At 69.5% G+C, this 12,697-nt stretch carries 9 protein-coding genes; 5 read left to right on the top strand and 4 right to left on the bottom strand.

From position 1 onward, the window contains the following. Positions 1-23 precede the first annotated feature (23 nt). From L8951_RS06825 to L8951_RS06840, 4 genes are all read left to right on the top strand, one after another. Positions 24-572 (top strand): DUF721 domain-containing protein, encoded by a 549-nt coding sequence (locus L8951_RS06825; RefSeq protein WP_244382246.1) that lies wholly within the window; start codon positions 24-26, stop codon positions 570-572. 19 nt (positions 573-591) lie between these two features. Beyond that, a complete protein-coding gene (locus L8951_RS06830; protein WP_244382247.1) occupies positions 592-1,365 on the top strand; it encodes a DsbA family protein in 774 nt (257 codons plus the stop codon). A gap of 24 nt (positions 1,366-1,389) precedes the next feature. After that, on the top strand, positions 1,390-4,815 hold the full coding sequence (locus tag L8951_RS06835) for a chromosome segregation SMC family protein (RefSeq protein ID WP_244382248.1): 3,426 nt from the start codon (positions 1,390-1,392) through the stop codon (positions 4,813-4,815). 85 nt (positions 4,816-4,900) lie between these two features. Continuing rightward, entirely contained in the window at positions 4,901-7,063 is a 2,163-nt protein-coding gene (locus L8951_RS06840; protein ID WP_244382249.1) for a TonB-dependent receptor, read from the top strand. On the opposite strand, the gene L8951_RS06845 is transcribed toward L8951_RS06840, so the two are convergent. The 3 genes from L8951_RS06845 to L8951_RS06855 are packed head-to-tail and all read right to left on the bottom strand — an operon-like array spanning position 7,060 to position 10,344. Beyond that, complete coding sequence (locus L8951_RS06845) at positions 7,060-8,484, bottom strand: UdgX family uracil-DNA binding protein (protein WP_407696410.1); 1,425 nt, start codon at positions 8,482-8,484, stop codon at positions 7,060-7,062. The genes L8951_RS06840 and L8951_RS06845 overlap by 4 nt on opposite strands. A gap of 58 nt (positions 8,485-8,542) precedes the next feature. Continuing rightward, positions 8,543-9,028 carry a hemerythrin domain-containing protein gene (locus L8951_RS06850; protein ID WP_244382251.1) on the bottom strand — a complete coding sequence of 162 codons (486 nt, stop codon included), beginning with the start codon at positions 9,026-9,028 and terminating at the stop codon, positions 8,543-8,545. 53 nt (positions 9,029-9,081) lie between these two features. Further along, on the bottom strand, positions 9,082-10,344 hold the full coding sequence (locus tag L8951_RS06855) for a putative DNA modification/repair radical SAM protein (protein WP_244382252.1): 1,263 nt from the start codon (positions 10,342-10,344) through the stop codon (positions 9,082-9,084). A gap of 123 nt (positions 10,345-10,467) precedes the next feature. On the opposite strand from L8951_RS06855, the gene L8951_RS06860 reads away from it, so the two are divergent. After that, complete coding sequence (locus L8951_RS06860) at positions 10,468-12,216, top strand: DUF885 domain-containing protein (protein WP_244382253.1); 1,749 nt, start codon at positions 10,468-10,470, stop codon at positions 12,214-12,216. 61 nt (positions 12,217-12,277) lie between these two features. Here the strand turns inward: L8951_RS06860 and L8951_RS06865 are convergent, their stop codons facing one another. Then, positions 12,278-12,679: a hypothetical protein gene (locus tag L8951_RS06865; protein ID WP_244382254.1), complete on the bottom strand. Its 402-nt coding sequence runs from the start codon at positions 12,677-12,679 to the stop codon at positions 12,278-12,280. Between the last annotated feature and the right edge of the window lie 18 nt (positions 12,680-12,697).

A 12,697-nucleotide genomic window follows, 5' to 3' on the forward strand; every position in this document is an offset into this window, starting at 1 on the left:
CGCCTATGGCATGGGTGGAGCCGATGACGAAGAGGGGTGGGAAAAAGGGCGGCGAGGATACGCCCCGCGTGAACGGCGTACGGCGCGCGGGCGACCTTGTCGCGCCGATCGCGGGGGTGGCGTTCAAGCGGTTCGGCTTTATCCAGGGCGCGGTGGTCGAACGCTGGCCCGAGATCGTCGGCGAGCATTATGCCAGGCACAGCCTTCCCGAATCGATCCGTTTCCCCTCGGGCAAGAAGCGCGGCGGCACGCTCACCCTGCTGGTCGAGGGCGCGCAAGCGCCGCTGTTCCAGCACCTCGCGCCGATGATCATGGAGAAGCTCAACGATTTCTTCGGCGCGGGCGCGGTGACCAAGGTGGTGTTCCGGCAGGGGCGGCTGCCGGCGCGCAGGCCCAGCCCCCAGCGCCCGCGCCCGGCCCCCGTGCCCGAGGAACTGGGCGAGGGGCTGCGTGAGATCGCCGACCCCGAACTGCGCTCGGTGCTCGAATCGCTTGCCTCGGGGCTCGAAGGCGCCAAGACTGTTCCCAACATCCCGCTCGTCGGCCGGATCGGCGAGAAGAAACCAAGCTAGCATTTCGGAGAGCTCACCAATGAAGAAACTGATCCTTGCCTCGACCGCGCTCGCGCTGGCGGCGTGCAACGGTGATGGCGATGCCACCGGGGGCGGGGGCGACCTGCCCGTCGCCGATGCCCCGGTCGAGACCGTCGCCGCGCCCGAGGGGCAGCAATGGAGCGAGATCGTCACCAAGACCGATGCGGGGGGCTATCTGATGGGCAACCCCGATGCCGCGGTGCAGCTGGTCGAATATGGCTCGATGACCTGCGGGGCCTGCGCGCGCTTCGACATGGAATCGAAGGACGCGATCAAGGATTATGTCGACAGCGGGCGGATGAGCTTCGAGTTTCGCAACTATGTGCGCGACCCGGTCGACATCACCGCCGCGCTGCTCGCGCGGTGCGTGAGCGAGGATCGCTTCTTCGCGGTCAACAGCGCGCTGTTCGCCAGCCAGAACCAGTGGTTCGGCGAGCAGATCCCGGCCATCGAACAGGCCCGGCTGGCGACCCAGTCGGCGCCGCCGAGCGACCAGTTCAAGGCGATCGCCGAGGCATCGGGGCTCAAGACCGCGCTGGCGCAGCGCGGGCTTCCCTCGGCGCAGGCCGATGCCTGTCTCGCCGACGAGGCGGCGGCGACGCGGGTGGTGGCGATGAAAACCACCGCCGACAGCGATTATCCGATCACCGGGACGCCCGCGTTCCTGATCAACGGCGTGATGCCGACCGAACCGATGGGCTGGGCCACGCTCGAGCAGAAGCTCAAGGCCGCGCTCGGCGAACCGGTCGAGGCTTCCGACGCCGCGCAATAGGGCAGCGAGGGGGGCTCGAGGGTCGTGAAGTTCAAGCGCCTCAAACTGTCGGGGTTCAAGAGCTTCGTCGAGCCCACCGAGATGCGCATTGAACAGGGGCTGACCGGGGTGGTCGGCCCCAACGGCTGCGGCAAGTCCAACCTCCTCGAGGCGATCCGCTGGGCGATGGGGGAAGGCAGCCCCAAGAGCTTGCGCGGCGCAGGCATGGAAGATGTCATCTTCGCGGGCACCGAGACGCGCCCGCAGCGCGATTTCGCCGAGGTGTCGCTGCTGGTCGAGCGCAGCCAGGAGGAAGCGGGCGAGAACCAGGCGGGCGAGACCGAGGTCACGCGCCGGATCGAGCGCGGCGCGGGCAGCGCTTACCGGCTGAACGGGCGCGACGTGCGCGCCAAGGACGTGGCGCTGCTGTTCGCCGATGCGGCGACGGGGGCGCATAGCCCCGCGCTCGTCAGCCAGGGCAAGATCGGCGCGGTCATCGCCGCCAAGCCGCAGCAGCGCCGCCAGCTGCTCGAGGAAGCGGCGGGCATCTCGGGGCTGCATCAGCGGCGCAAGGATGCCGAGACCAAGCTGCGCGCCGCCGAGGCCAATCTCGAGCGGCTCGACCACCTGCTCGGCGAGCAGGCGGCGCGCGCGGCGAGCCTCAAGCGGCAGGCCAAGGCGGCCGAGCGCTATCGTATCCTTTCGGACAAGATCCGGCTGGCCGAGGCGCAGCTGATGCTCGCGCAGTGGCAGGAAGCCGACAAGGCCGCGCTGGCGGCGGAGAAGGATGCCAAGAATGCCGAGGCGCGCGCGAAGACACTCGCCGAGGAACGCGACGCGGCCGAGCAGGCGCGCGGGGAGGCCGCCCAGGCGCTGACCGAGGCGCGCGAGGCGGCGGCGCGCGCGCGCGAGCAGGGGCAGGAGATCGGGCATCGGCTGGCGAGCCTTCGCGCCCAGCAGCAGACGGTGCAGCGGCGGATCGCCGACCTCGACGCCGCGGCGGGCGCGCTGGCCGCCGAACAGGCGCGCGAGGCGGCGCTGCGGCAGGACGCCGACAGCGCGATCCTGGCGCTGGAGGAAGAGCAGAAGCGGCTCGAGGCGACGCTCTCCTCGGACGAGGAGGAAGCGGGCAGGCTGCGCGGGCGGCTGGGCGACGTCGAACGGGCGGCGAGCGAGGCGGAAGCGGCGCTGGCCTCGCTGGTCGCGCGCGAGGCGGCGGCGAAGGCCGAGCGCACAGTCGCGGAGGCCGCGCTCGAGGCGGCGCAGGCGCAATGCGCGCGCACCGAGAACGAGATGCGGCGGCTCGCCGAGCAGGAAGCGGCGCTGGATGCGGGCGATGATTATCGCGCGGCGCTGGCGGCGGCCGAGCTGGCGGCGGGCGAGGCGGAAAAGCGCGTCGCGGCGGCCGAGCAGGCGATTGCCGAGGCCGAGGCCAAGGGCGCGCGCGCGGGCGCGAAGCGCGATGCCGCCGAAGCGGCGCGGGCCGAGGCGCAGGCGGCGCTGGCAACCGCCGAGGCCGAGCACCGGGCGCTGGCGAGCGCGCTCGACAAGGGCGAGACGGGGCTGATCGCGGGGATCCGCGCGGCGCCCGGTTACGAGCGCGCGCTGGCGGCGGCGCTGGGCGAGGATCTGCACGCCGAAATCGGCGGCGCGGGGGCGCGGCGCTGGGCCGAGGGGGGCGCCGAGGACAGCGGGGACCCCGAGCTGCCCGAGGGCGCCGAGCCCTTGTCGGACCATGTCGAGGCGCCGCCCGCGCTGCATCGCCGTCTGTCGATGATCGGGGTGGTCGAGGCCGATGACGGGCAGCCGCTCGCGGCGGGACAGCGGCTGGTGACCCGCGAGGGGGTGATGCGGCGCTGGGACGGCTTTACCGTGTCGGGCGAGGGCGCGGCGGAGGCCGAGCGACTGGAGCGGGTCAACCGCGCCGAGGCGCTGGCGGCCAAGCTGCCGGGGCTGCGCGCGGCGGCCGAGGACGCCCAGGCGGCGCGCGATGCGGTCGAGAAAGCGATCGGCCAGGCGCGCGAGGCCGAGCGCGAGGCGCGGGCACGGCTGGCAGCGGCGGAAGAGGCGCGGCGCGCGGCGGCGCGCGACATCGACCGGGCGAAGGGCGCGATCGAGCGGCAGGACGAACGCAAGGCCGCGCTTGCCGAACGGCGCGAGGAATTGAAGCCCCTGGCGAGAAGCGCCGAGGAGCGGCTGCACGAGGCGCAGCGCGCGCTGGCGGCGCTGCCCGATCATGAGGGGTTGTCGGGCGAGGTGGCGGCGGTGCGCGAGAAAGCGAGCGAGGCGGGCCGCGCGGTGGCCGACCAGCGCGCGGCAGTGGCGACGCGCCAGCAGGGCATCGAGGCGGCGCGCGAGCGGCAGGGGCAGGCCGCGCGCGAGGCGGCGAGCTGGCGTGCGCGGGCGCGCGATGCCGAGGAACGGCTCGCGGGCAATGCCGAGCGGGCCAAGGCGCAGCGCGCCGAGCGCGAGGAACTGGCGGGCAAGCCGCAGGAGCTCGCCGAACAGATAGCGCGGCTCGAGGAGGAACAGCGCGGACAGCAGGCGGGCAATGCCGAGGTGCTCGAGGCCGAGCGCGCGGCGATGGCGCGGCTCAAGCAGGCCGAGGGCACGCTGGCGGCGGCAAGCGAGTCGCATTCCAACGCGCGCGAGATCAGGGCGGCGGCGCAGGCGCGCGCCGAGGCCGCCGCCGAGCGTCGCCGCGACCGCGCGCGCGCGAGCGGGGAGGCCTATGGCTGCCCGCCGGTGCTGCTGGCCGAGAAGTTCGGGTTCGACGACGAAGCGCTGCCCAGTGCCTCGGCGCTAAAGGAGGAGGTGGCGGGGCTGACCGCGCAGCGCGAGCGGATCGGGCCGGTCAACCTCGTCGCCGAGGACGAGCTCAAGCAGCTCGAGGACGAGCAGCAGGGCAGCGCGGCCGAGCGCGAGGAGCTGGGCGAGGCGATCGCGCGGCTGCGCGGGTCGATCGGGCATCTCAACCGCGAGGGGCGGGTCCGGCTGCTCGCCGCCTTCGAGGCGGTCGACAGCCATTTCCAGAGCCTGTTCGCGACGCTGTTCGGGGGTGGCAAGGCGCATCTCGAACTGGTCGAATCGGACGATCCGCTCGAGGCCGGGCTCGAGATCATGGCGCAGCCTCCGGGCAAGAAGCTGGCCGCGCTGACGCTGTTGTCGGGGGGCGAGCAGGCGCTCACCGCGGTGGCGCTGATCTTCGCGCTGTTCCTGACCAACCCGGCGCCGATCTGCGTGCTCGACGAGGTCGATGCGCCCTTGGACGACGCCAATGTCGAGCGCTTCTGCGACCTGCTCGAACGCATGAACGCGCAGACCGACACGCGCTACCTCATCGTCACCCACAATGCGGTGACGATGAGCCGGATGGACCGGCTCTACGGGGTGACGATGGTCGAACGCGGGGTCAGCCGGCTGGTCTCGGTCGACCTCGCGGCGGCGGAGGACCTGATCGCGGCCGAATAATTGCGACCATCGGCCCTTTCGCTATTGCGAATGATTATCAGTAACGATAGGGCGGCACCCAACACACCAGTTGGAGAGCTTATTCATGTCGCTTCGATTCGTCCTTCTCGCCACCGCCACCGGCATCGCCACCCCCGCGCTCGCCGCGACCGGCAATACCGCCAGCGACACCCTCGCCGGGGTCGAACTGGGCGGCGAAGGCCCGGGCGACCCGATCGTCGTCACCGGCAAGCGCGACGGCTATGGCGCCGACCGCAGCGCCAGCGCGACCAAGACCGACAGCGACCTCAACGACGTGCCGCAGGCGGTCAGCATCGTCACCGCCGAACAGATCTCGGACCAGGCGCTGCGCAGCATCGGCGATGTCGTCAGCTACGTCCCCGGCATCTCGATCGAATCGGGCGAAGGGCACCGCGACGCCATCGTCATCCGCGGGTTGTCCTCGACCGCCGACTTCTTCACCGACGGGCTGCGCGACGACGTCCAGCATTATCGCGGGCTCTACAATGTCGAGCGCGTCGAGGTGCTCAAGGGGCCCAACGCGCTGGTGTTCGGGCGCGGCGGCGGCGGCGGCGTGGTCAACCGCGTCATCAAGCGCCCCTTCCACGACGAATATGTCGCGGGCGCCGTCTCGATCGACAGCGAGGGCGCGGGGTTCGCCGAACTCGACCTCAACAGCCCGCTGAGCGGCAACACCGAGGGCCGCCTCAACGCGGTCTACGAGCGGCTCGACAATTTCCGCGACATCGAGGGCGACCGCTTCGCGGTGAACCCGACGCTGTCGCTGCACCTGTCGCCGACCACCCGGCTCGACCTCGGCTATGAGTATGCGCAGGACAATCGCGACGTCGATCGCGGGCTGCCGCCGGCGTTCGAGGGCACGATCGCCAATCCCGCGACCGCGATCGACGGGTATGACGAGACCTTCTTCGGGGTGCGCGGGCAGAACCGCACCGATTTCCACAAGCATGTCGCCGATGCGCGCCTCGAGGCGCAGCTCGGCAGCGAGGTCACCTTCGTCTCGAAGGCGCTGTTCGGGGCGTACGACAAGTTCTACCGCAACGCGCTGCCCTCGAGCGCGGTGACCGAGATCGACGGCGTCGATAGCGTCAAAATCACCGCCTATGAGGACTTCATCCAGCGCGAGAATTTCCTTTGGCAGAACGACGTTGTCGCCAATGTCGTCACCGGCGGCATCGGCCACCGCCTGCTGGTCGGGGCCGACATGAGCCTGCAGTCGAGCGACGCGGGTCGCCTGCGCGGCTTCTTCGACGGGCTGCCCGCCGCCGACAAGAGCCCCAACGGGCGCGAGACCTTCGTGCCCCTGGCGCAGGACATCGTCATTCCCGAGATCACCTTCCGCGGCGGGTCGGGCGAGCGCGCGAGCGAGACCGAGGTCGAGGCGTTCGGCATCTACGTGCAGGACCAGGTCGAGATCGGTGAGCATGTCGAACTGATCGCCGGGCTGCGCCACGACTGGGTCGACATCCGCGTCGCCGACTTCATCGGCGGCACCGACCTGACGCGTTCGGACAGCCTGTGGAGTCCGCGCCTCGGTGCGGTGGTCAAGCCCAATGCGGACCTCAGCGTCTATGCCAGCTGGAGCCGCAGCTACCTGCCCCAGTCGGGCGACCAGTTCGCCTCCCTGTCGCCGACCACCGCGGCGCTGGAGCCCGAGCGTTTCTCCAACTACGAAGTCGGCGCCAAGTGGCGCGTCATCCCCGAGTTCGACGTGACGCTCGCCGCCTACCGCCTCGATCGCACCAACATGCGCGCCGAGGACCCGACCTCGGGCGACAGCGTGCTCACCGGCGAGATCCGCGCCGAGGGCATCGAGCTCGAGGTGCATGGCAAGGTCGGGCGGCTCAGCCTGGCGGGCGGCATGGCCTTCCAGGACGCCGAGGTGACGAGCGACACGGGCGACGCCCCCGCGGGCCGGCAGGTCGCCGACCTGCCCGACTTCGATGCCTCGCTCTGGGGGCGCTACGACGTCACCGACCGGCTCGGGATGGGGCTCGGCGTGAGCCACCGCAGCTCGATGTTCGCGAGCTTCTCGAACGAGGTGGTCGTCGAGGCGCTGACGCTGGTCGATGCGGGGGTCTTCTACGACCTCAGCGACGACATCGCGCTGCAGGTCAATGTCGAGAATTTGTTCGACGCCGACGGCATCGTCTTCGCGCACAACGACAACAACCTCTACCCGGTCGAGGGCCGTACCGCGCGCGCGACGCTGCGCTTCGGCTTCTAGCCCGACATCGCTTCGGCAAATTGACGGGCGCGCTTCAAGTCTTCCACGAAGCGCGCCCGTTCTTCTTGCGCGCGGACCCGGTCGGGCAGGCGCAGGAGGTAGCTCGGGTGCACGGTGAGAAAGGCGGTGCTGCCGTCGGGGAGCTGTTGCGGGCTATCGCGCAGCTTGCCGATGGTGACCGGCTTGCCGAACAGCGCGCGGCCCGCGCTGGCGCCGAGCGCGACGGTGACGGGCGGCACGATCAGCTCGCGCTCCTGTCGGAGCCACCAATTGCAGGCGCTGATCTCGCCCGCATTGGGCGACTGGTGGATGCGGCGCTTGCCGCGAGCCACGAATTTGAAATGCTTGACCGCGTTGGTGACATAGGCGCGCGAGCGGTCGACGCCGGCCTCCGCGAGCGCCGCGTCGAGCAGCTGGCCGGCGGGGCCGACGAAGGGCTTGCCCGCGAGGTCCTCGGCATCGCCCGGTTGCTCGCCCACCAGCATGAGCTGGGGGTCGAGCGGACCTTCGCCGAAGACGGTCTGGGTGGCGTTGCAGTGGAGGTCGCAGCGGGTGCAGGCGCTGGCCTCGTCGCGTAGCAGCGCCCAGGCGGCCTCGACGTTCGAGGGTCGTGCCTTGGGCGTCGCGGGAACGGTTTCCCGCTTCGTCATGCTCGTCTCGATCATCTGCGATTCGCGCTTCTGCGCGCCCGCGAGCAGCTCGGGGATGAGCGCAGTTTCGGGCATGTTCTTCCAATATTTCCGGGGCATTTCGGTGGTCATTGCCTTCACCTTGACCCGCGCCGGGTTGAAGATCGACTTGTAATAGGTCTTCCACGTCGCCTCGACCGGATCGCCGTCGGGGGCATCGGCCTTGGTCGCACCGGGGCTCTCGCTCAGCGCCTCGCCATCCCAGTGGATGCAGACCTCGGGGGTGAGGATCGACCAGCGCATGTTGGGGAAGCGGCGGATGAAGAAACCGGCCTCGGCGCGGGTGATATGGTGGTCGGGTTCGAACCAGGCGACCATCCGCTCTTCGCCATCGCTGTCCTCCATTTCGCGGAAGCGGACGAAGGCGTGCATCTTGTGCGCATCGCGCCCGACCTCCTTGGCGAGGCGGTTGAGGCGGTCGACCAGCGGGTCGGCGCGGTCGGACAGCGCCTCGCGGTTCGACTGCAGCTTCCACAGCATCGCGTAGAGCAGCGCATAGCGCTCGGGGTCCGAATGGAGCGCGACGCGCCTGGCGAGGCCGGGGAAGGCCTTGGGGACGCGGATCTCGCGCGACCCTTCGGGGAGGGGGGCATCCTCGCCGAACAGGCCGACGTCTTCGCCCGCGATCTCGAAGGTGACCGCCTGCGGGGGGATGCCCGCCGCAACGAGACCGCGTGCCGCCTCGCGCCACCCGTCATAATCGTCGGGGCGGGCGAGGAGCACGCGGTGGATGTCGATCTGGGGCCCGTCGGGCAGGATCCTGGTCATGCGCTAACGGGCCACAGCGGGATTATTCCCGATTGTCTTCCATGTCCTTGCCTTCGAGCGCGCGCGCATATTCCTCGGGCTTGCGCTCCTCGAACTTCTCGCCGAGCTCCTTGGCTTCGCTCGTGGACAATTCCTCCTTGGCGGCGGGGAACATGTCGGCCTCTTCCTCATCGATATGATGAAGATAGTCGTGCTGGAGCTTCTTGAACTTCTGCGTCCACGCGGCATCGGTCATCGGCATGTCGGCCAGTTCGGCCATCAGTTCGTCGAGTTCGTGATGCTCGGCGACGCTGTGCTGCCCGTCGTGCCGCAGCTCGGGATCCTCGAGCATGGTCGAATAGAGCGTTTCCTCCTCGGCCGCGGCGTGCGCGGTCACCTCGGTGCGGAAATTGTTGAACAAGGTGCGCCGCTCCTCGCTTTCGCCGGTCATCGTCTCGATCCGGTTCAGCAGCTCGCGATGCTTTTCGTGATCCTTCTTTAGGCGCTTGAAGATGGTCTGGTTGCTCATCGAATACTCCTGTCTGCTCTTCCCCCCACCAACGCGTCGCGGGCACCGCGAGTTCAGGCAGCCTTTGGGGCAGGGGGGTCGAACAGGCCGAGTTGAGCGGGAGGCGGGAGGAGCAGCGCCTTGAGGTCGGCGCGGTCGGTGAGCAGGCTCGGCGACCAGCCGACACAGGTTATGAAAGGCCGCACCTTCTTTACCGAAACGGTTAGTCGGGCGATATCGTCGAGCCGCAGCCGACGGTGCCGGCGCGAGGTGAGGATGCGCCCCACCGCCTTGGTCCCGAGCCCGGGGACACGCAGCAGCTGCTCCTTTGAGGCGCGGTTGACGTCGACCGGGAACGCCTCGCGAAACTTGAGCGCCCAGGCGAGCTTGGGGTCGATGTCGAGCGGGAGCATGCCCTGCTCGTCGGTCGCGGCGACCACTTCCTCGGGCGAGAAGCCGTAGAAGCGCATCAACCAGTCGGACTGGTAGAGGCGGTGCTCGCGCATCAGGGGCGGGCGTTTCAGCGGGAGCACCGCGCTGGGGTCGGGGATCGGCGAGAAGGCGCTGTAATAGACGCGGCGCAAGCCGAAATTGTCGTAGAGCCCGCGCGCGCGGTTGACGATCGCGCCGTCGTTGGCGCCGTCGGCGCCGACGATCATCTGCGTCGACTGTCCCCCCGCCGCATAGCGCGGCGCGTGGCGGTAGCGGCGGCGCGCGTCCTTGGCATCGAGGATATGGTGCTGCATCTCGCCCATCGCGCCGTGGATGCGATCCTCGTCCTTCTCGGGCGCGAGCCGCTCGAGCCCCGAGCGGGTCGGCAGCTCGACGTTGATCGAGACGCGGTCGGCGTGGCGCCCCGCCGCCTCGATCAGGTCGGGATCGGCGTCGGGGATCGTCTTCAAATGGATATATCCGCGAAAGTCGTGATCCTCGCGCAGGCAGCGCGCGACCTCGACCAGCTGCTCCATCGTATAGTTGGACGACTTGATGATGCCGCTCGAGAGGAACAGCCCCTCGATATAGTTGCGCTTGTAGAAGCTGAGCGTGAGGTCGACGACCTCCTGCGCGGTGAAGCGCGCGCGGCGCACGTTCGAGGATTTGCGGTTGATGCAATAATGGCAGTCGAAGATGCAGCTGTTGGTAAGCAGGATCTTGAGGAGGCTGATGCAGCGCCCGTCGGGGGCATAGGCGTGGCAGATGCCGGTGCCGGTGGTCGACCCCATCCCCTTGCCCGACCGGCTGTCGCGCCCCTTCGCCCCGCTGCTCGCGCAGCTGGCGTCATATTTGGCCGCGTCGGCGAGGATGCCGAGCTTTTGCTGGGTGTCGAGCCGTGCCATCTGTTCGCTATACGTTCTCGCGCGCGCGAACGAAAGACTCGCAGCCGACATAGCGGCGAAAATTCATCGACAGCGGGCCACGCTTCGGCCTAGTTTCAGCGCCGAAACACAGGAGACAGACCCATGCGCCTCATGCTCGCCGCCGCCTTGCTCGCCACCACCGCCGCCACCCCGGCGCTGGCGGGCCCGCAGGAGGACTATGACGCGCTCACCGAGCGTTATTGGCAGTGGCAGCTCGAGCAATATCCCACGCTCGCCTCCTCGGTCGGGGTCAAGGATCATGACGACCGGCTGACCGACATGAGCCTCGAGGCGATGGACGAGCGCACCCGGACCAGCGAATTCTTCCTCGCCCGGCTGCGCGCGATCCCGGGCGAGCAACTCACCGAGCGCGACCGCGTCAACAAGGCGATCCTCGAACGCGATCTCGAGACCGCGATCGAGGGGGCGCAATATGGCCAGCGGCTGATCAACTTCACCAACCGCTCGGGCTGGCACCAGAGCATTGCCGGGCTGGCCAACAACCTCACCTTCCGCAGCGCCGAGGACTACGACAATTACCTCAAGCGCCTCGCCGCCTATCCGGCGCAGAACGAGCAGGCGATCGCGGTCGCCGACGCGGCGGTGGAGGGGGGCTATGTCCTGCCCTGCACCGTGCTCGACGGCTATGCCGCGACCATCTCGGGGGTGATCGGCGAGGACGTCACGACGAGCCGCCTCTACGGCCCCTTCGCGGGCGAGCGCCCCGACTTCATCGATGACGGCGAGTGGGCGCGCTACCAGGCGCGTGCGGCGGCGCTGATCGACGGCGAATTGCGCGCCGCCTACGACCGCCAGCTTGCCTGGTTCGAGGAGGACTATCTGCCCCATTGCGCCGAGGCGGTGGGCGTGTCGGCGCAGCCGGGCGGGGCGGCCTATTACGCCTATCGCGCGCGGCTGATGACCACGACCGAGCTGACCCCCGACGAGATCCACCAGATCGGGCTGTCCGAAGTCGCGCGCATCCGCGCCGAGATGGAAGCGGTCGCCGCCGAGGCCGGGTTCGAGACGCGCGAGGCCTTCATCGAGGACCTGCGCACCAACCCCGTCTATTACGCCGAGACGCCCGAGGAGCTGATGCGCTACGTGGCGCGCGAGGCGAAGAAGATCGACGGGCTGATGCCGACGCTCTTCACCGTGCTGCCGCGGCTGCCCTACGGGCTCGCCGAGATCCCCGCCGAGATCGCGCCCGGCACCACCACCGCTTATTACAACCCGGGCAGCCCGCAGAACGGCATCGCGGGGCTCTATTACGTCAACACCTCCAAGCTCGACCAGCGGCCCTTGTGGGAGGTGCCCGCGCTGACCGTGCACGAGGGCGTGCCGGGGCATCACCACCAGATCGCGCTGGCGCAGGAGATCGACCAGCCCGACTGGCGCCGCAATCTCTTCTTCACCGCCTTTGTCGAGGGCTGGGGGCTCTATTCGGAGCGGCTCGGGATCGAGATGGGGCTTTACGACACCCCCGCCAAGGAGATGGGGCGCCTGTCCTACGAGATGTGGCGCGCGACCCGGCTGGTGGTCGACACCGGGATCCACGCCAAGGGGTGGAGCAAGGACCGGGCGATCGCCTACATGCTCGACAATACCGCGCTCAGCCCCGCCAATATCGAGGCCGAGGTCAACCGCTACATTTCATGGCCGGGGCAGGCGCTCGCCTACAAGATCGGCGAGCTGAAGATCCGCGAGTTGCGCACGCTGGCCGAGGAGACGCTGGGGCGCGACTTCGACCTGCGCCGCTTCCACGACGTGGTGCTCGGCTCGGGGGCGGTCCCGCTCGACGTGCTCGAGGGCAATGTGCGGGCGTGGATCGCGGCCGAGCAGGCGGGCTAGGCGCGCCCACTTAGCGAGGCGGTCGGGGGCGCTCGGGGGCGGTCCGGGGCGGTTCGCCGCCCTATTCGGGGACGACCAGTTCCTCGTCGATCTCGACCCGCTCCTCGCCGCTGCGCTCGATCAGCTTCTCGAGGCAGCCGAGCTGCCCGGCGGGGCCGACCGGCGAGCATTGCTGGATGCCGGTCTCGTTGACCGTCTCGAGATAGCGCGCGTTGACCGCCCAGCTCTGGCTTTCCTGCCGGCTGCCGGTCTCGCGCAGTTCCTCGGGGATGCGGTAGCGTTCGCTGTCGGGCTTGCGCGCGCAGACGACGACATTGTCGTCGGTCGAGCGCGGGCAGGGATCGTCGCCGAACACGACGATGCGGGTGACGGTCCGGTCGCGTGCCTGCGCGGCGGCATCGGCGGGGGCGATCAGCGGCGCCAGCGCGGCGACGGCGAGGACGGGCAGGAGGCTCTTGGTCATGGCTCGGGTCTTCCTTTC

It is taken from the genome of Sphingomicrobium astaxanthinifaciens, assembly GCF_022865105.1.
In the GTDB taxonomy this organism is placed as follows: Bacteria; Pseudomonadota; Alphaproteobacteria; order Sphingomonadales; family Sphingomonadaceae; genus Sphingomicrobium; species Sphingomicrobium astaxanthinifaciens.